The following is an 18,776-nucleotide window of genomic DNA, read 5'->3' as shown; positions in this document are numbered from 1 at the left end:
ATACGGACTCGGATCTGGCGTGACGCGAACGGCGCGTGGAAAGGGTGGACACCTATCACGCCGCCGTCGGGCCGGGAACCGCTTCCGTCCCCGACGCGTCCGGCGCGGCGGCTTGCAGGGCGGGATTGTCGGGCACGTCGACCAGCAATTCCTCGCGCCGGGGCAGGTCGCGCAGGTCGCGCAGGCCGAAATGGCGCAGGAAATCGGCCGATGTGCCCCACAGGATCGGCCGGCCCGGGACCTCCTTGCGGCCGCGCGGCACGATCAGCGAGGCCTCGAGCAGCGTGTCCAGCACCTGCTGGCTGAGCGAGACGCCGCGGATCTCCTCGATTTCGCCGCGGGTGCAGGGCTGGTGATAGGCGATGATCGCCAGGCTTTCCAGCGTCGCGCGGGCCAGCCGGCGGGGGCGGTGCAGCACGCGGGTCAGGCGCGGCGCCAGGTCGGCCATCGTCCGGAACTGCCATCCGCCGGCCACCAGGACCGGGGCCACGCCCCGGCCGGCATACAGCGCCACCATGCCGTCGATCACCCCGCGCACATAGGCGGCGAGGTCCTCGGTGTCGGGGGGGACCAGGTCCTGCGCTTCGAGCAGGTCGGCGATCGCGCGTTCGGGCACCGGGTCGGGGCTGGCGAACACCATGGCCTCGACCAGGCGGATCGCCAGCGGAATGGCGGACATGGCCGCGTCCTCGCCGGTCGCTGACATCTCGGGAGTGTCCTGTTCGTCGGTCATTCCGCCGCGTCCATCCTGTCCATCTCCGGCCCATCCATGCCCGTATCGTTGGCCGCCGGTTCGCCCCCGGCGTTGGGGCGCAGCATGATGCGACCGAATTGTTCGTCCTGCCGCAGTTCGATCATGCCGTTGCGCGCCAGTTCCAGCCCGGCCAGCAGGGTGCCGGCCATCGCGGCCCGGCGTTGCTGGGTCCGTGCCTCCACGTCCTCGCCGTCGATCGCCGGGCCGCCTTCGGGCAGGAAGGCCCCGAGGTCGCACCAGTCGCCGCCGCCGGGGATGGTCTCGGCGCCCAGCAGGCGCTGCAAGCGGGCCAGCGCGTCCTGCACCGTCCAGAAATGCAGGCGCCTGGGCTGGTAGACGCGCTTGCGCGCGCCGCGCCGCATCGCCGCCATGTAGGCGCCCATCAGTTGCGGCAGGTCCAGCGACAGGCCCGAGCGGTCGATTTCCGTCAGGTCCTCGCGTTCGCCCCGGGCGAAGACGTCGCGGCCCAATTGGGGACGGGCCCCCAGCCACGCCGCCGCCCGACCGATCCGCGCCAGTTCCAGAAGCCGCGCCTGGAGCAGTTCGGCGGCTTCTTCGGCGTCCGTGTCCTCGCCGTCCTCGGCCGGCAGCAGCAGGCGCGATTTCAGCCAGGCCAGCCAGGCGGCCATGACCAGCCAGTCGGCCGCCAGTTCCAGACGGACGCGACGGGCGGAGTCCACGATCGCCAGATATTGCTCGACCAGTTGCAGGATCGAGATCCGCGCCAGATCGACCTTCTGCGCCCGCGCCAGGTCCAGCAGCAGGTCCAGCGGCCCCTCGAACCCGTCCAGGTGCAGCATGGGCGCGGTCAGGCCGTCGGGCAGGCTGGTCCCCTGCCCTTCCGCGCGGATCTGGCCGGCGGGTTCGCTGCCCAATGGCCGGTCCCTAGAACCCGGCCAGCGTGCAGGCCAGGCCGTTCAGCCGCACATGTTCGCAGAACGACGTGGCCTGGGCGATGCTGGCGAAGCCGCGCGTACGCAGGCGGAAGAAAACGGCGCCGTTGCGTTCAGTCCGCTCGATGACCGGCGTGTGGCCGCCGAACAGGTCCGGGTAGTGCTGGGTCAGGCGCGCCCATTCCTTCTCGGCGGATTGCTGGGAATCCAGGGCCGCGAGTTGTACGCCGTAGCGGCCCTCGGCCACGGGGGCGGGCGTGGCGGCTGGCGCGGGCGCCGGGGCGGGCGCAGCCGGAGCGACGGCGGGCGGCGCGGCCGGAGCCGGAGGTGCCGTGGGCTGGGCCGCCGCTGCGGGCGCGGATGACGGGGCCGGAGCGGGCGAGGATGCGGGGGCGGCTGGTGCGGCCGGAGGTTCCGGCGGCTGGCCGTATTGCTGGGCCAGGCGGTCGGGGCGCGGCTGTTCCGGGCCCGGGGCCAGGCGGGCCACCGCGCCGTCGTCGCCGCTGGGTGCTTCCGCCCCCAGAACCTGCATGCCGCCCGGATCGAGCGGGCGCACCCGCACCGGCCCGGGCGGTGGCCCGAGGACGGGAATGCCCGTCTGGTGGTGGCCGACCAGGGCCCAGCCGCCGATGGCGATCACCAGCAGGCCGCCCAGGCCGGCCGCGCCGTAGGCCAGGCGCCGCGTCGTGGGATCGGCGCCCAGCAGGCTGTCCAGCAGGCCGCCCGCCCGGCGGGCGGGGCGCGTGCGCGGCGGCGGGTCGTCGTCGTAATCCGCGCTCATGCGCTCGCGCACGCGGTTCAGCCGGTCCTCGTATGGGTCGCGGCCGGTGGGATCGGTATCGCTCATCGCATTTCCTCGACCGGCTGGACGCCCAGCACCGCCAGGCCGGAGCGGATGGTGGTGGCCGTGGCCTCGACCAGTGCCAGCTTCGCCCGGGTGGCGGGAAGGTCGTCCTCCTGTAGGAAGCGCAATGTCGCATCATCGCGGCCGCGATTCCACAGCGTATGGAAATCGCCCGCGAGTTCGCCGAGATAAAAGGCGATGCGGTGCGGTTCGTGCGCCTGGGCGGCGCCCTCGACCGTGCGGGGCCACTGGGCCAGGCGCCGCAGCAGCGCCAGTTCGGCATCCGAGCCGATGCCGTCCAGAGCGGCCTCGGCCAGCGCGGCGGGGGCGATCGCGGCCTCGCCCAACATCTCCTGCGCCGCGCGGAGGACCGAGCGGCAGCGGGCATGGGCGTACTGCACGTAGAAGACCGGGTTGTCGCGGGTCTGGGCCACCACCTGGTCCAGGTCGAATTCCATCTGCGCGTCGGCCTTGCGCGTCAGCATCGTGAAGCGCACCGCGTCGCGCCCGACCTCGTCGATCAGGTCGCGCAGGGTGACGAAGGTGCCGGCCCGCTTGGACATGCGCACCGGCTGGCCGTCGCGCACGATGCGGACGATCTGGCACAGCAGCACGTCGAAGCCGGTGGCCCCGGCGCCCGCGTTCAGCGCCTGCACCGCCGCCTTCATCCGGGTGACGTAGCCGCCATGGTCGGCGCCCCAGACATCGATCAGCAGGTCGGCGCCACGGCGGATCTTGTCGTCGTGATAGCCGATATCGTTGGCGAAGTAAGTGTTCGAGCCGTCGGACTTGCGCAGCGGGCGGTCCACGTCGTCGCCGAACGCGGTGGAGCGGAACAGGGTCTGGGGCCGGGCCTCCCAATCGTCGGGCAGCTTGCCCTTCGGCGGTTCCAGCACGCCCTCGTACAGCAGGCCCTGTGCGTCGAGGCGGGCGATGGCGCGGTCGGTCACGCCGTCGGCCAGGATCTTCGCCTCGCTGGTGAAGACGTCGTGGCGCACCCCCAGCACGTCAAGATCCTCGCGGATCATGGCCATCATCGCGGCGACCACGAAGGGCTTGACCGTGTCCATCCAGAGTTCGGGCGCCGCCGGCTGGCCGTCGACCCCGGCCAGGCCGGTGCCGTGCCGTTCGGCCAGGGCCTCGCCCACCGGGATCAGGTAGTCGCCGCCATACTGGATGCCGCCGGGCACCAGTTCGGCGAACGTCTCGCGGTCCATGGTCGTGCCGATGGCCTCCAGGTAGCGCCAGTAGGCGGCCCAGGCCAGGGCCGCGACCTGGGCGCCGGCATCGTTGATGTAATATTCCTTGGTGACGGCGTATCCGGCCTTGGCCAGCAGATTGGCCAGCGCGTCGCCGACCACGGCGCCCCGGCAATGGCCGACATGCATCGGGCCGGTCGGGTTGGCCGACACATATTCGACATTCACCCGCACGCCCTGCCCCAGCGTGGCGTCGCCGTAGGACTCGCCGGCGCGCAGCACCTCGCCCGCCACCGCGCGCAGCACCGATGCGTCCAGCGTCAAATTGACGAAGCCGGGGCCGGCGGGCTCGGCCCGGGCGATGCCCGGGACCTCGACCAGCGCCGCCGCGAGGTCGGCCGCGATCTCGGCCGGGCGGCGGCGGGCCGGTTTGGCCGCCAGCAGGGCGGCGTTGGTGGCCATGTCGCCATGGGCCGGATCGCGGGTCGGCGTCAGTTCCACGCGCGCCGTCACCTCCTCCGGCAGGTCCGGAACGATCCGCCGCAGGGCGTCGCGCACATGCGAGAGATAGCGGACGAACAGGCTGTCGGACATGCGATGCGGCTTCCTACTGAACGACTGGAACATGAGTACGGGCGTTTCAGCCCGGCACGGACAGATCCGTCAACCGTCGATGTTCTTCCATCGCGAATCGATCCGTCATTCCGGCTATATAGTCGGCCACGATCCGGCGCGCACCCGTCGCGTCGGTGGCCCGGGCTTCCTGCCGCCAGGCGTCGGGGAGGAGGGAGATGTCTTCGGCCAGAATCGAGAAGATGGATTCGACCGCCATCCGCGCCTTGCGCGTCATGCGGTTGACCCGCCAGTGCCGGTACATCCGCGCATACAGGAAGGTGCGGATGGCCCCGTTGTCGCGCGCCATCGCCGGGCTGTAGGCCACCACCGGCGCGCGCGCGCGCCGCACGTCGTCGGGCGATCCGGGAGCGAGGTCCGCCAGGTTGCGCCGCGTCTGCTCCGTCAGGTCCACCGCCAGGGCGTTGATCACCCGGCGGATGGTCTCGTGCCGCATCCGGTCCTGGAGGTGCAGGTCCTCGCCGGGGCCGGCGGCCAGGGCGCGGACCTGGGCCAGCGCCGCGCCGACCACCGGCAGGTCCGCCAGGTCGGCCAGGTCCAGCAGGCCGGCGCGCATGCCGTCGTCCAGGTCGTGGGCGTGATAGGCGATGTCGTCGGCCATGGCGGCGATCTGGGCCTCGACCGACGCATAGCTGGACAGGTCCAGCCCCAGCCCGTCGGCGTAACGCGCGACATAGCCGGTCGGGTGGTCCACCGGGCCGTTATGCTTGATCAGCCCTTCCAGCGTTTCCCAGGTCAGGTTCAGGCCGTCGAAGTCGAAATAGCGGCGTTCCAGCTTGGTCACCTGGCGCAGGGTCTGGGTATTGTGGTCGAAGCCGCCCCAGTCGGCCATCGCGGCGGCCAGCGCGTCCTCGCCCGCGTGGCCGAAGGGCGTGTGGCCCAGATCGTGGGCCAGGGACAGGGTCTCGGTCAGGTCCTCGTCCACCGACAGGCTGCGGGCGATGGAGCGGGCGATCTGCGCCACTTCCAGCGAATGGGTCAGCCGGGTGCGGAAGAAATCGCCCTGATGGTTGACGAAGACCTGCGTCTTGTATTGCAGCGTGCGGAAGCCGGCGGAATGCAGCACCCGGTCGCGGTCGCGCTGCCACGGCGAGCGGCTGGGCGATTCCGGCTCGGCATGCAGGCGGCCCCGGGCGGTGGCGGTCTGGACAGCGTAGGGTGCGATGCTCATATATGAAACCAATCCCGAATGGGTGGCGTGTGCCCGGTGCCGGACGAACCGGACCGCCCCCTGTCGATAACCCGCCCGGCGCCGCAAGGCCAGCATGCCGACCTGGCATGTGGACCCCGGGCCGCGTGACGATGGTGATCCTGATGGACATGCCGCTGCCTTCTTCCTCCGCCACCGCTTTCCGCGTCTCGCCCGAGGCCGCCGCCAGGCTGGGGGAGATCATCGCCGCCCAGCCGGGGGCCGGCACCGCGGCGACGGCGCTGCGGGTCAGCGTGCTCGCCGGGGGGTGCAACGGGTTTCAATACAGTTTCGCCCTGGATGGCGCGGAACGCGCCGACGACATCGTGGTGCCGGCGGGCGCGTCCCGCGTGCTGGTCGACCCGGCCAGCATGGATTTGCTGGCCGGCGCGGAACTGCATTTCAACGATTCGCTGATGGGCGCGCATTTCACGGTGCGCAATCCCAATGCCACCTCGTCCTGCGGGTGCGGCACCAGTTTCTCGATCGATTGAGCGGGCCGCCTTTCGCAGATGAAAATCGCAAGCTGGAACGTCAATTCCGTCCGCCAGCGCCAGGCCCATGTGCTGGACTGGCTGGAGCGCGAGAAACCCGACCTGCTCGGCCTTCAGGAGATCAAGTGCGAGGAGGCAGCGTTCCCGGCCGAGGCGTTCCGCGAGGCTGGCTACGACTCGGTGGTGGTGGGGCAGAAGAGCTATAACGGCGTTGCCATCCTGTCGCGCGGGCCGGTGGCCGTCACCGCGCGGGCGCTGCCGTTCCTGGCCGACGAGGCCCCGCAGGCGCGCTATGTCGAGATCGAGGCGGAGGGGCTGGTCTTCGGCAACCTGTATCTGCCCAACGGCAATTCCGGCGGCAGTGCCGGATATGAGGCCAAGCTGGCCTTCATGGAGGCGTTGGCGCTGCATGCGCGGGCGCTGCTGGAGGCCGGGAGGGATTTCGTGCTGGCGGGCGACTATAATGTCTGCCCGACGGACGAGGATTGCGCGCCCGGCGCCCTGCCGCCCACCGACGCGCTGGTGCGCCCGGAATCGCGCGCGGCCTTTCGCCGGCTGATCTGGCTGGGCCTGACCGATGCGCTGCGGGCGCTGCATCCGCATGGCCGGTATTACACGTTCTGGGATTATCAGGCCGGGGCCTGGCCGCGCGATTGCGGGTTGCGCATCGACCATGCCCTGCTGTCACCCCGTCTGGCAGAGCGCCTGCGCGATGCCCGGCCGGACCGGGACGAGCGCGGGCGCGGCCAGCCGTCGGACCATGTGCCGCTGGTCATAACGCTGGACGATGCCTGACGCGGATACCGCGCCAGGCAATGCGCTCAACGCCAGCCGGGCCGGATCCAGACCCAGCGCGGGCCGCGCTGCTCCCACCGTCCCGGGCCCCAGCCCCGGTGCCAGCCGCGCACGTAATGGCCCGGAACCCAGATATAGCCGCGATCTGTCCAGTCCCAGCCGCCGCCGACCCACATCCAGCCGGGGCGCGGCACGGGCACGATTTCGGCACGCGGCGGCGGCATGGGGGGCGGTGCCCAGCCGGGGGTGACCGGACCGTAGCGATAGACCTGCGCCTGGGCCGGAGCGGCGGTGCCGACCGTCATGGCGCCGCCGGCGACCACACCCAGCGCCAGCAGGGCGCCCCTGACAATATGCCTGTTCATGCGAACCAACTCCTGATTTACGCACGGGATCTTTGCCGTCCCGCCGGGTTGGATATGATCCGACCTTCGTGGCGTTGAAAAGGCGAAACCGTTACGAAGAGGCGCGGCGGCGCGGCGTGACCGCGCCCAGCGCCACGATCAGGACCAGCGTCACGCTGCCCAGTTCGATCTGCACCCGCGTGTCGGGGGTCAGCAGCATCGTCACCATCACCAGCAGGATCGCGGCCACGGTGAGCCAGGACAGATAGGGGAACAGCAGCATCGGGAAGGCCGGCTGCCGCCCCTCGCCGCGCATGCGCCCGCGCAGGGCGATCTGGGCGAACACCACCATCAGGTAATCGAACAGGATGATCGCCCCCGAGGCGTTGAGCAGGAAACCGAAGACCTCGCCCGGGAAGGTCGCGGCGATGACCGTCAGCACCATGGCCACCGCGCTGCCGATCCCGATCGCGCGGCGGGGGGCGCCGCTGGGCCCGGTGCGGACCAGCACCGCCGGCGCGTCGCCATGCGCCGCCATCTCGAACAGGATGCGCGAGGTGACGTACAGGGTGGAATTGAGGCACGAGGCGATCGCCACCAGCACCACCACCGTCATCGCCGCCTCGGCGCCGGGGATGCCGATACGGTGCAGGACGTCGAGGAACGGCGAATGGCCGGGGCGGATCTGGTTCCACGGGATCAGGCACAGGATCACGGCCAGCGAGCCCATGTAGAACAGCATCACCCGCACGACCACGGTGCGGATGGCCCGGACGATGTTATGGCCCGGATTGTCGGTTTCCGCCGCCGCGACGGTGGCGATCTCGGCCCCGGCGAAGGTGAACAGGATCGCCGGCAGCAGCGACAGCGAGGCCCCGAACCCGTGCGGCATGAAGCCGCCCCGGTCCCACAGATGCGCGATGCCGCCGTTGAGCGACGTGCCGAACACCCCGAACAGCGCCAGCCCGGCGATGATCGTGAACAGGCCGATCGCCGAGATCTTCATCAGCGAGAACCAGAATTCGAACTCGCCATAGCCCCGGACCGACCCCATGTTGACCGCCGTCATCAGCGCGATCAGCGCCAGCGCCACCGGAAGCTGGGCGACGTCGAGCATCGGCCCGACGATCAGCGCCGCCGCCTTGGCCTCGACCGAGGCGACCACGACCCAGAACAGCCAGTAGGACCAGCCGGTGACGAAGGCGGCGCGGTGCCCCAGCCCGCGCCGCACATGCCCGACGAACGACCCGGCCTCGGGGCAGTCGATGGCCATTTCGCCCAGCATGCGCATGACCAGGAAGACGATCAGCCCGGCCATGAGGTAGGACAGCAGCACCAGCGGCCCCGCCCCCTGGATCATGACCGAGGTGTTGACGAACAGGCCGGCGCCCACCATGCCGCCGATCGCGATCATCGAAACGTGGCGGGTGCGCAACGAATGGGCCAAGCCGCCCCCGTTGGCCGGCGCGGCATCCGGCGTTCTGTCCTCGATCGGCGTGGGGTTCAGCATCGGTGGCCTTCCGGGGCTGGGGTGAAGCTGTGCAGCGTGCCGTGCATGCGGAAATCGCCGAAATCCATATCCAGATCGTCGGAGACGCCGTTGGCGAAATAGCGCATCCCGATCTCGTAATCGGGGCGCATGTCGTGCGAGGACGCGGTGTAGAACGCCACATGCACCCGGCCGGACGGCAGGCGCGCCAGTTGCGGGAACGGGCTGGCGGACGGCGGATGGGTCCAGCCCAGGATCATGACATAGGTATCCTGCGGGCCGTCCTCGCCGGTTCCATCGAACAGGACGGGGGAAATGGACGTGCTCCCCTGTTCCGCCGCGCTGATGATCGCCCGGGTATGGGCCATCGGGAACAGGACCCCGGCGGCCAGGCGGACGGTATGCGCGGCGGGCTGGGTATAGCGGATCTCGCCGCCTGCCGGCGTCATCGTCGCCTCACCCGCCACCCGGCTGGCCGGGCGGCCGTTGGCGGTCTGGACGGTGCGGAAGACCAGGCTATGGCCGTCCTTGGCCTCCAGCGTCGCATAGTCCGAGACCATCTCGGTCACGGCGCCGGAGCGGGAGACCGTTTGCAGCTTGAGCTGCTGCTGGGTCGACCAGGCCGAACAGGCGTCGCTGACCGCGTAGGTCATGGTGCCGCTGGCGGAAATCGTATCGCCGCCGGTCACCGCGACCAGCGTCAGATCGTACACCGCGCGGTGGGGCGCCAGCGCCACCGGCGCTTCGGCCCGCGCGGGGGCGGCCGCCCCGCACAGCAGAACCATGAGGGCGCATCGGATGCTTCGTGTCATCCCGCCAGCAGAACCCATCGCGTCGTTCCGCGCAATGATGCTATTCCGCCGGCTTGGCATCCTTGCCCGCCGCGGGCCTGGGGCGCGGCAGGTCGAGCGCCAGCGACAGTTCCTTCAGCCGCTCGGGCGGGACCGGGGCCGGGGCGCCCATCATCAGGTCCTCGCCCTGCTGGTTCAGCGGGAACAGGATCACCTCGCGGATATTCGGCTCGTCGGCCAGCAGCATGACCATGCGGTCCACGCCCGGCGCGGAGCCGCCATGCGGCGGCGCGCCGTAGCGGAACGCATTGAGCATGCCGCCGAACCGGGCCTCGACCTCGCTGGCCGGGTAGCCGGCCAGTTCGAAGGCGCGGATCATCACGTCCGGGCGATGGTTGCGGATCGCGCCCGACGACAGTTCGATGCCGTTGCACACGATGTCGTACTGATAGGCCGTGATCGTCAGCGGGTCCTGGCTGTTCAGCGCCTCCAGCCCGCCCTGGGGCATCGAGAACGGGTTGTGCGAGAAATCGATCTGGCCCGTTTCCTCGTTGCGCTCGTACATCGGGAAATCGGTGATCCAGCAGAAGCGGAAGGCGTTCTGCTCGATCAGGTCCAGTTCGGTCGCGACGCGGGTGCGCACCTGGCCGGAAAATTTCACGACCTCGTCGCCCTTGCCCGCCGCGAAGAACACGGCGTCACCCGCCTTGAGGCCGGTCGCGGCGCGAATCGCCTCCACCCGCTCGGGCTCCAGGTTCTTGGCGATCGGGCCTTTGCCGCCTTCCTCGTCGAAGATGATGTAGCCCAGGCCGCCTGCCCCGGCCTCGCGCGCCCAGGCATTCAGCTTGTCATAGAAGGTGCGCGGGCGATCGCCCGCGCCGGGAGCCGGAATCGCGCGGACCGCGCCGCCGCCGGCGACGATGCGGGCGAACAGGCCGAATCCGGAGTCCGCGAACGATTCGGTCACGTCGCTGATGCGCAGCGGGTTGCGCAGGTCGGGCTTGTCGCTGCCGTAGAGCGCCATCGCCGTGGCGTAGGGAATCCGCTCGAACGGCGCGGGGCTGACCGTGCGGCCGCCGCCGAATTCGCGGAATACGCCTTCCATCACCGGTTCCAGCGTCGCGAACACGTCTTCCTGCGTGGCGAAGGCCATCTCGAAATCGAGCTGGTAGAATTCGCCCGGCGAGCGGTCGGCGCGGGCGGCCTCGTCACGGAAACAGGGGGCGATCTGGAAATACCGGTCGAAGCCGGCGACCATCGCGAGCTGCTTGAATTGCTGCGGGGCCTGCGGCAGGGCGTAGAACTTGCCCGGATGCATGCGCGCCGGAACCAGGAAGTCGCGCGCGCCCTCGGGGGACGAGGCCGTGAGGATCGGCGTCTGGAACTCGATGAAGCCCTGGTCGGTCATGCGGCGGCGCAGGCTGGCGATGACCTGCGAGCGCAGCAGGATGTTGCGATGCACCTTGTCGCGGCGCAGGTCGATATAGCGATAGGTCAGGCGCAGGTCTTCGGGATAGTTCTCATGCCCCGCGACCTGGAACGGCAGCACGTCGGCGGCCGACTGCACGTCGACTTCTCGGGCGCGCAGTTCGATATCGCCGGTCGGCAGGTTGGGGTTGCGCGTCGCGTCGTCGCGCAGCACGACCTCGCCCGTTACCGTCAGCACGCTTTCGACGCGCACGCGCTCGACCGCCTCCAGCACCGGCGAGCCGGCGGGAATCACGATCTGGGTGATGCCGAAATGATCGCGCAGGTCGATGAACAGCAGGCCGCCATGATCGCGCTTGCTGTGGACCCAGCCGGAGAGGCGGGCGGTCTGCCCGGCGTCGCTGGCCCGAAGCGCGGCGCAGCTATGGGTACGGTAGGGATGCATGGTCCGGTCCTGTGTCGCCAGAAAACAAGGAACGGGGCGCGACGCGCCCCGTTCGGTCGAAGGCGGAGGAAGCCGGGCCGGGCCGCCCCTGTCAAGGGTTGGCTTCGCCCGCCCGCTCGGGAAACAGTTCGGCCAGTCCGGCCTGCGAGGCCGCGCACAGTCCGCGCTCGGTCATCAGGCCGGTGACCAGCCGCGCCGGGGTGACGTCGAAGGCCGGATTGGCGGCGTGGCTGCCGGGCGGCGCGACCCGCACCGTCTCGATCCGTCCGTCCGCCGTCTGCCCGGTCACGGTGGTGACCTCGGCGGACGCGCGTTCCTCGATCGGGATTTCGGCCAGCCCGTCGGTCACCCGCCAGTCGATGGTGGTGGACGGCAGGGCGACCCAGAAGGGCACGCCGTTGTCATGCGCCGCCAGCGCCTTGAGATAGGTGCCGATCTTGTTGGCCACGTCGCCGCCGCGCGTCACGCGGTCGGTGCCCACGATCACCATGTCCACCGCGCCGTGCTGCATCAGGTGGCCGCCGGCATTGTCGACGATCACGGTATGCGGCACGCCGTGGCTGCCCAGTTCCCACGCCGTCAGCGCCGCGCCCTGGTTGCGCGGCCGGGTTTCGTCCACCCAGACATGGACCTTCAGCCCGCTGTCATGAGCCATGTAGATGGGCGCCAGCGCGGTGCCCCAGTCGACGGTGGCGATCCAGCCGGCATTGCAATGGGTGAGGATATTGACCGTCGCCCCCTCGCCCCGTCGCGCCGCGATCTCCTGGATCAGGCCGAGGCCGTGACGGCCGATCGCCTCGTTCTGCGCCGCGTCCTCGTCGCAGATGCGCCCCGCTTCGTCATAGGCGGCGGCGACGCGGGCTTCGGCCGGCAGCGGGCGCAGGCGCGCCAGCATGCGCTCGATCGCCCAGCGCAGGTTGATGGCGGTGGGGCGGGTATCGGCCAGCAGGGCGGCGTCGCGCTCCATCGCCGCGTCGGCGGCGTCGACCCGCAGGGCCAGGGCCAGCCCGTAGGCCGCCACCGCGCCGATCAGCGGCGCGCCGCGCACCTGCATGCTGCGGATCGCGTGCGCCACCTGGTCGCGCCCGGTCAGGCGCAGGATGTCCAGCGCCCATGGCAGGCGGGTCTGGTCGAAGATATGGACCGACCAGCCATCTTCCTGGTCCACCCATACGCTGCGATAAGGGACGTTACCGATTTTCATGCCGCATGGTTCCAATGGCTGGGAAAAGGCCGCGCAGGGAAGCACCCCGTTTGCGCGGCGGCAAGCCCGCGACCCTCTAGCAGGTTCAGGCGCCGAATGCGCGTGAACCTGTCGTGGCAGGGTTCAGGCGCTGCCGCCTTGCAGGTGAGTCAGGGTCGCCGTCAGGCGGCTGGCGAAGGCCGTGGGGTCCTTCAGGCTCTCGCCCTCCTGGATCCGGGCGATGTCCAGCAGGATCAGCGCCGTGTCGGTGATCGGCTCGCCCCGCGCCACCCGCGCCGCCAGGTCGCGGATCAGCGGGTGCGCCGGATTGACCTCCAGCACCGGCGCCTGGTCGGGCACCGCCTGGCCGCTGCGCCGCAGCAGGCGCTGCAATTGCAGGTCGGGGCCGTGGCCGGCGGCGGCCAGCACCACCGCGCTGCTGACCAGCCGCGTGCTGCCCCGGACCTCGGAGACCGCGTCGCCCAGGGCCTCCTTCAGCGCCGGCAGCAGCGTGTCCAGCTCCGCCTTCTCACCCTCGGAGGGCGGGGCCTCGAACGTCTCCAGATCGGCGTGGCTCTGGCTGACGCTGCGCAGGGACTTGCCCTCGAACGTGCCCAGGCGGTCGGGCCAGAAGGAATCGACCGGGTCGGTCAGCAGCAGGACCTCGATCCCGCGCGCCTTGAAGCCTTCCAGTTGCGGCGAGGCCGGCAGCGTGTCGGGATTGTCGCCGGTCAGGTAATAGATCGCCTCCTGCCCGTCCTTCATCCGTGCCACGTACTCGGCCAGCGTGGTCCAGCCCTCCTGTGTGCTGGAGCGGAAGCGGGCCAGACCGGCCAGGTCGGTGCGGTATTCCGCGTCGTCCCAGATGCCTTCCTTCACCACCGGGCCGAAATTGTCCCAGAATTTGGCGTAGGATTCGGCGTCCTTGGCGCGGGTGCGCAGTTCGTTCAGCACCCGGTTGGTCACGGCCTTGCGGATGCGTTGCAGCACCGGGGTGGCCTGCAACATCTCGCGCGAGACGTTCAGCGGCAGGTCCTCGGTATCGACCACGCCCTGCACGAAGCGCAGCCAGGGCGGCAGCAGCGCCGCGTCGTCGGTGATGAACATGCGGCGGACATGCAGCCGTACCTTGCTCTCACGTACCTGCTCGCCGAATTCGAACGGGCGGCTGCCGGGGACGAACAGCAGGGCGGTGAAGTCGATCGTGCCTTCGGCATGCCAGTGCAGCGTCGCCCAGGGCGTATCGAAATTATGGCTGACATGGCGATAGAATTCGGTGAGCTGCTCTTCGGTCACCTCGCTGCGCGGCTTGCGCCACAACGCGGTTCCGGCATTGGCGGGCTTCTCCTCGCCATCGCTCCGGATCGTGATCGGCCAGGCGATGTGATCGGCCCATTTGCGCACGATCGATTCCAGGCGCCATGCGTCGAGGAATTCGTCGGCATCGTCCTTCATGTACAGGATGATGTCGGTGCCGGGCTGCTCGCGCGTCGCGGGGCTGAGGGTGAAGCTTCCCTTGCCGTCGGACGACCAGCGCCAGGCCTCTTCGCTGCCCGCGCGGCGCGACACCACGTCGACATGGTCCGCCACCATGAAGGCGGCATAGAAGCCGACGCCGAACTGGCCGATCAGGCCCGACCGTTCCTCGGGCTTGTGCCTGGCCAGTTCCTCGCCGAACGCGCGGGTGCCCGAGCGCGCGATCGTGCCCAGGTTGCGCGCCAGCTCGTCCTTGCTCATGCCCGCGCCGTCGTCGCTGATGGTCAGGCGCCGGGCGTCCTTGTCGGGATCGATGCGGACCTTGGCCCCCTCGGGCAGCGCCAGGGCGGCGTCGGTCAGGGCCTCGAACCGCCGCCGGTCGGTGGCGTCGGCGGCGTTGGCCACCAGTTCGCGCAGGAAAATCTCCCGCTCGGAATAGAGCGCATGCACCACCAGGTCGAGCAGGCGCCCGACCTCCGCGCTGAATGCATGTTCCTCGCCACCCGCAGCCTGATCGACCATGTCGGACATCTCTCCGTTACGTGAAATCACACAGTGGCGGGATATGGGTCACGAACAGCGCGATTTCAACGCTCTGCGTCATATCTATCGCGCGTCATTCGAAATCGGCCGGCAGGCCGGGATCGCGGTAATGGTCGAACATACGCCGGATCTGCGCCGGCAGCACCCGGCCCAGCGACAGGTCGGCGGGGATCTCGCCGGGGCCGAACCAGGCGATCTCGGACGTCTCGATGCTGGTGGCCGCCTCGCCGCCCGCCAGGTCGCACAGGAAGAAGAACTTGGCGCAGGAGAAGGCCTTGTGCTCGTGCCCCTGGCGGTCGCGGTCCCACACCGCCGCCAGCCGGCGCGCCGTGACGATATAACCGCTTTCCTCGCGCACTTCCTTCACCGCGTTCTCGGCCGGGGTCAGGTTGACGTCCGCCCAGCCGCCGGGGAGCGTCCAGCGCCCGTTATCCAGCACCTCGCGCACCATCAGGATCCGGCCCGCATCGTCGAACACGGCGGCGCGCACCTCGACCTTCGGCGTCGCGTAGCCTTCCTGATCGGCGAACAGGGCCTCGATCCGCGCCACGGGCTGGCCGCTGCCGGCCGCCATCATCCGCGCCGCGATCGTCCGCAGCGCCTCGTACCGCTCGCGGTCGAACGGGTCGCCGGCGAAGGTCAGGCCGGTCTGCGCGATGGCCTGGATCTCGCGCGCCCAGGCCAGCCAGTCGGGTTCGGTGCTCATGCGCCCTCCGGCGCCCAGCCCGGCGGGGCGAGTTCGAAGCCGGCGAACTGGAAGGCCGGGGCGACGATGCAGCCCACGACGCTCCACGCCCCCAGCGATTCGGCGGCCTGCCAGGCCATGACCGGCACCACCGCCTGCTGGAGATGGCCCTCGGCGGGGCATGGCCCCAGTGTCACGCGCTCGACCACGCCATCCCGGGCGATGCCCAGGCGCAGCGGCGCGCCGCCCTGCCAGCACCAGATTTCCGCCGCGTCGACCCGGTGCCAGTGCGAGCGCTCGCCCCGCGCCAGCAGGAACTGGATGGTCGTCGCGACCCCGCGCCCGCCATCGGGCGGGGTGTCGCGCCAGGTTTCGCGATACCATCCGCCCTCGGGGTGCGGCGACAGGGAAAGGGCCGCGCGCACGGCCTCGGCCGGCAGGTCGGGATCGCGCAGGTCGATCGCGGGTGGGGTCATGGCGCCTCGCGCTTCGGTTGGGGCGGCGGCGGGAAATCCAGCATGGCGGCGGTGTAGGTTTCCACCACCTCGCTGAACGGCAGGCCGTCCCGACGATAGAGCAGCGCACGGTGGCGCAGGATGTCGGCGGGAATGGCGAGCGGGCCCGGGCCGGGCGGCGGCAGGCCGCGCCGCTCCCACCCGTCGGGCAGCGGGGTGAACAGGCGGGTGCTGTCCAGGGTCCGGCGGGTGAAACGCAGATCCGCCACCGCATGGCCGAACGCGGTGTCGGTGCGCGCCAGAAGGTCGTTCATCGCCGGGGTCAGGCGCGAGGGGACGTACCAGTTATCCGCCACCGACAGCACGCGGTCGCCGCAGGCCAGCGCCACCCGGCGATAGGCGACCGGCTCGTCCGCGCCGACGGCGAGATCATGCCGCTGTTCGGCGCTGGGCGCACGCGCGATGCCCGGGACGCGGTGCGCCACCACATGGGCGACGGGCGCCAGGCCGTGATCGCGGCACCAGGCCTCCAGCGTCAGCGTGGCGCTGGGGTGGGAGAGCAGGCTTGCGTCCAGCGTCGCGACCAGGGCTTCCAGTTCCAGGCGCGCGCGGGGGGTGTCGGGCCACATGGTCCCTCGCTCGTTCGCGGCGGCGGGCGTCGCGACGGCCAGGCCCGACCAGACCAGGAGCGCCCATGCCGCCTTCACGACTTGTCGCCGATGCCGCTGGCCAGCACCAGATAGAAAACGAACACCGCGTCCAGCAGCAGCAGGACCGGCGTGATCTCGCTCCAGCGGCGCGCCGCCAGCGCCAGGACGGTGTGAAGCAGCAGCCCCAGCGCCAGGCTGACCATGAAATTGCCGGTCATGACCGTGACCAGCACCATCAGCAGCGGCGCCAGGATACCCGCCGCGCCGTCGTGCTCCGCCCGGCCCAGGTCGGCCAGCATGCCCAGCCCGACCAGGATCAGCACCGGGGCGGTCGCGACCGCCGGGACGGCGGTGATGATCGGCCACAGGACCGACGACAGCGCGAACAGGATCGCGACCGTGACCCCGACCAGCCCGGTCCGTCCTCCGGCCTCGGCCCCCACCAGCGATTCCAGATAGGCCGACACGGTGGAGGTGCCGAGCGCGGCCCCCACCACGCTGGCCGTGCCGTCGGCGACGAAGGCGGCGCGGCCCAGCACCGGCTGCCCGTCCTCGACCGACAGGCCGGCCTTGCGCGTCACCGCCATCATGGTACCCGTCGCGTCGAAGAAATCGCCCAGGAAGAAATACAGCGCCACCGGCAGCACCAGCCCGAAATGGGTGAAGAAGCCGTGAAAGTCGAAGGGCAACAGCATGTGGGCCGGATAACGCGGCCATTCCAGCCACGCGGAGGGCAGCGACGTGACCGCGTGCCCGTCGGCACGATGGATGCAACACCCCGCCACCGTGACCGCGACGATGGTCAGCAGCATGCCCGCCGGCACGCGCAGCAGGCGCAGCGCGGCGGCCAGAAACAGGCCGGCGACCCCCAGCAGCACCGCCGGATCGCGCAGCGCGCCGAAGGCGAGGCCGTCGCCGCCCCGGACCGCCAGCCCGCCGCTGACCATGCCGATATGGGCGATGAAGGCGCCGATCGCGCAGTGGATGCCGGTGCGCACCGAGACCGGGAAGCCCATCACGATCTTCTGCCGCCAATGGGTCAGCGACAGCGCGACGAAGCACAGCCCCCCGATCAGGACCATGGTGAAGGCGACCGGCGGCGCGATGCCCATCTGCACGACCACGACCTGCGCGAAGACCAGGTTGCTGCTCATGGCCGGGGCCAGGGCGATCGGCAGGTTGGCCAGCAGCGCCATCAGCAGCGACCCGACCACCGAGGCGGCGATGGTGGTCATGATCATGTCGTGGCGGTCCAGCCCCGCCATGGACAGGATGGCCGGGTTGACGACCATGATATAGGCCATCGCCCCGAAGGTGGTCAGCCCGGCGACCACCTCGCGCGGCAGGGTCGAGCCACGGCGCGTCACATGGAAAAAGCGGTCGATCCAGCCGGTTGCCCCGGCGCCGTCATGCGTCACTGCCTGTCCTCTTGCCCGCCTGCTCCGGCAGCGACTGTCCTACCGCTTCCGTTACGATGCAAGAGAGGCCGGCAGCCGGTCAGAACCGTTCGGCGAAGGCCGCCGCCGCCCCCAGCAGGCCGGGCTGCGGGTGGGTGATCAGCTTCACCGGCATCCGCGCCATCATCGATTCGAAACGTCCCTTGGCCACGAAGCGCTCGGCGAAGCCCGATCGCGGCAGATGGTCCGCCAGCCGCAGGCCCACGCCCCCGGCGATCACCACGCCATTGGCGCCCTGCGCCAGGGCCAGGTCGCCCGCGACGGCGCCCAGCGCCAGACAGAACCGCTCGACCGCCGCCGAGGCCATCGGGTCGCGCCCTTCCAGCGCCAGGGTCCATAATTCCTTGTCGTCGTGGATCAGGGCCGGCTGACCTTCGAGTTCGGCGATGGTTTCGTACAGGTTCACCAGCCCCGGCCCGGAGACGATCCGCTCGGCCGAAACCCGGCGGTATCGCTGCCGCAGCCGCTGGAGAATCCGGTCGTCCACACTGTCGAGCGGCGCGAAATCGACGTGGCCGCCCTCGGTCTCGCACACCAGGCTGCGCCCGTCGCGCCGGACGACATAGGCCGAGCCCAGCCCGGTGCCGGGACCGACGATCGTCGTCACGCCGTTGGCCGACAGGTCGGTATCGGGGCCGCACAGATGGCGCAGATGGGTGGCGTCGACCTGGGTCACCGCGTAGCCGACGGCGCCGAAATCATTGACCAGCACATGCTCGTCCACCCCAAGCTGCTCGGCCAGTTGCGCGGGCCGGATGATCCAGGGATTGTTGGTCAGCTTCAGGATGTCGCCCTGGATGGGACAGGCGACGGCGATGCCGGCCGCGCGCGGCAGCACGCGCCCGATCTCGCGGCCGAAGGCCTCCCACGCCAGTTGCATGCTGGCGTGTTCGGCGCATTTCAGCGTCACGGCGTCGCCCAGCGAGACGACGCGCCCGGCCTCCACCGTGGCGATCGCGAAGCGGGCATGTGTTCCGCCGATATCAACGGCGACGATTTCCTTCATGGCCAGTCCAGCCTCCCTGCGGT

At 70.4% G+C, this 18,776-nt stretch carries 18 protein-coding genes; 2 read left to right on the top strand and 16 right to left on the bottom strand.

The annotated features are described in order from the left end of the window. Positions 1 to 55: 55 nt before the first annotated feature. From scpB to HLH48_RS12055, 5 genes are all read right to left on the bottom strand, one after another. Entirely contained in the window at positions 56 to 706 is a 651-nt protein-coding gene (gene scpB, locus HLH48_RS12075; protein ID WP_246387282.1) for an SMC-Scp complex subunit ScpB, read from the bottom strand. A gap of 23 nt (positions 707 to 729) precedes the next feature. Continuing rightward, the gene (locus HLH48_RS12070) at positions 730 to 1,554 is read right to left on the bottom strand and encodes a segregation and condensation protein A (protein WP_182997783.1); all 825 of its coding nucleotides are present in this window, start codon (positions 1,552 to 1,554) and stop codon (positions 730 to 732) included. An 85-nt stretch (positions 1,555 to 1,639) separates the two neighbouring features. Beyond that, positions 1,640 to 2,494, bottom strand: coding sequence for an SPOR domain-containing protein (locus tag HLH48_RS12065; RefSeq protein ID WP_182997756.1), 855 nt, complete (start codon positions 2,492 to 2,494; stop codon positions 1,640 to 1,642). Beyond that, positions 2,491 to 4,284 (bottom strand): arginine--tRNA ligase, encoded by a 1,794-nt coding sequence (gene argS, locus HLH48_RS12060; protein ID WP_182997755.1) that lies wholly within the window; start codon positions 4,282 to 4,284, stop codon positions 2,491 to 2,493. Before argS ends, HLH48_RS12065 begins: the two co-directional genes overlap by 4 nt. A gap of 46 nt (positions 4,285 to 4,330) precedes the next feature. Beyond that, complete coding sequence (locus HLH48_RS12055) at positions 4,331 to 5,494, bottom strand: deoxyguanosinetriphosphate triphosphohydrolase (RefSeq protein ID WP_182997754.1); 1,164 nt, start codon at positions 5,492 to 5,494, stop codon at positions 4,331 to 4,333. A 143-nt stretch (positions 5,495 to 5,637) separates the two neighbouring features. Between HLH48_RS12055 and HLH48_RS12050 the strand changes: the two genes are divergently transcribed. Together HLH48_RS12050 and HLH48_RS12045 are read left to right on the top strand one after the other, a co-directional pair. After that, positions 5,638 to 6,006, top strand: coding sequence for a HesB/IscA family protein (locus HLH48_RS12050; protein ID WP_182997782.1), 369 nt, complete (start codon positions 5,638 to 5,640; stop codon positions 6,004 to 6,006). A gap of 18 nt (positions 6,007 to 6,024) precedes the next feature. Then, entirely contained in the window at positions 6,025 to 6,801 is a 777-nt protein-coding gene (locus tag HLH48_RS12045) for an exodeoxyribonuclease III (RefSeq protein WP_182997753.1), read from the top strand. 26 nt (positions 6,802 to 6,827) lie between these two features. Here HLH48_RS12045 and HLH48_RS12040 read toward each other — a convergent pair whose 3' ends face one another. From HLH48_RS12040 to glk, 11 genes are all read right to left on the bottom strand, one after another. After that, positions 6,828 to 7,166: a YXWGXW repeat-containing protein gene (locus HLH48_RS12040; RefSeq protein WP_182997752.1), complete on the bottom strand. Its 339-nt coding sequence runs from the start codon at positions 7,164 to 7,166 to the stop codon at positions 6,828 to 6,830. A gap of 91 nt (positions 7,167 to 7,257) precedes the next feature. Next, a complete protein-coding gene (locus tag HLH48_RS12035) occupies positions 7,258 to 8,655 on the bottom strand; it encodes an amino acid permease (RefSeq protein WP_182997751.1) in 1,398 nt (465 codons plus the stop codon). After that, positions 8,649 to 9,419, bottom strand: a complete 771-nt coding sequence (locus tag HLH48_RS12030) for a cell envelope integrity EipB family protein (protein WP_246387273.1) — start codon at positions 9,417 to 9,419, stop codon at positions 8,649 to 8,651. Before HLH48_RS12030 ends, HLH48_RS12035 begins: the two co-directional genes overlap by 7 nt. A 67-nt stretch (positions 9,420 to 9,486) precedes the next feature. Further along, positions 9,487 to 11,298 carry an aspartate--tRNA ligase gene (gene aspS, locus HLH48_RS12025; RefSeq protein WP_182997749.1) on the bottom strand — a complete coding sequence of 604 codons (1,812 nt, stop codon included), beginning with the start codon at positions 11,296 to 11,298 and terminating at the stop codon, positions 9,487 to 9,489. A 91-nt stretch (positions 11,299 to 11,389) separates the two neighbouring features. Continuing rightward, complete coding sequence (gene mtnA, locus HLH48_RS12020; protein ID WP_182997748.1) at positions 11,390 to 12,502, bottom strand: S-methyl-5-thioribose-1-phosphate isomerase; 1,113 nt, start codon at positions 12,500 to 12,502, stop codon at positions 11,390 to 11,392. Between the two features lie 123 nt (positions 12,503 to 12,625). Then, positions 12,626 to 14,488, bottom strand: coding sequence for a molecular chaperone HtpG (gene htpG / locus HLH48_RS12015; RefSeq protein WP_373320312.1), 1,863 nt, complete (start codon positions 14,486 to 14,488; stop codon positions 12,626 to 12,628). An 85-nt stretch (positions 14,489 to 14,573) separates the two neighbouring features. Next, a complete protein-coding gene (locus tag HLH48_RS12010) occupies positions 14,574 to 15,206 on the bottom strand; it encodes an NUDIX hydrolase (RefSeq protein WP_182997746.1) in 633 nt (210 codons plus the stop codon). Then, the gene (locus HLH48_RS12005) at positions 15,203 to 15,661 is read right to left on the bottom strand and encodes a cupin domain-containing protein (protein ID WP_182997745.1); all 459 of its coding nucleotides are present in this window, start codon (positions 15,659 to 15,661) and stop codon (positions 15,203 to 15,205) included. The genes HLH48_RS12010 and HLH48_RS12005 overlap by 4 nt, the downstream gene beginning before the upstream one ends. Further along, entirely contained in the window at positions 15,658 to 16,347 is a 690-nt protein-coding gene (locus tag HLH48_RS12000; protein ID WP_182997744.1) for a hypothetical protein, read from the bottom strand. The genes HLH48_RS12005 and HLH48_RS12000 overlap by 4 nt, the downstream gene beginning before the upstream one ends. Next, entirely contained in the window at positions 16,344 to 17,708 is a 1,365-nt protein-coding gene (locus tag HLH48_RS11995; RefSeq protein WP_182997743.1) for an NCS2 family permease, read from the bottom strand. The genes HLH48_RS12000 and HLH48_RS11995 overlap by 4 nt, the downstream gene beginning before the upstream one ends. 79 nt (positions 17,709 to 17,787) lie before the next feature. Beyond that, entirely contained in the window at positions 17,788 to 18,753 is a 966-nt protein-coding gene (glk, locus tag HLH48_RS11990; protein ID WP_182997742.1) for a glucokinase, read from the bottom strand. Positions 18,754 to 18,776 lie beyond the last annotated feature (23 nt).

Origin of the sequence: Gluconacetobacter sacchari (assembly GCF_014174255.1) — a bacterium.
Classification (GTDB): Bacteria; Pseudomonadota; Alphaproteobacteria; order Acetobacterales; family Acetobacteraceae; genus Gluconacetobacter; species Gluconacetobacter sacchari.
Note: the sequence above shows the minus strand (reverse complement) of the source record. Positions and strands in the feature narration are given on the sequence as shown.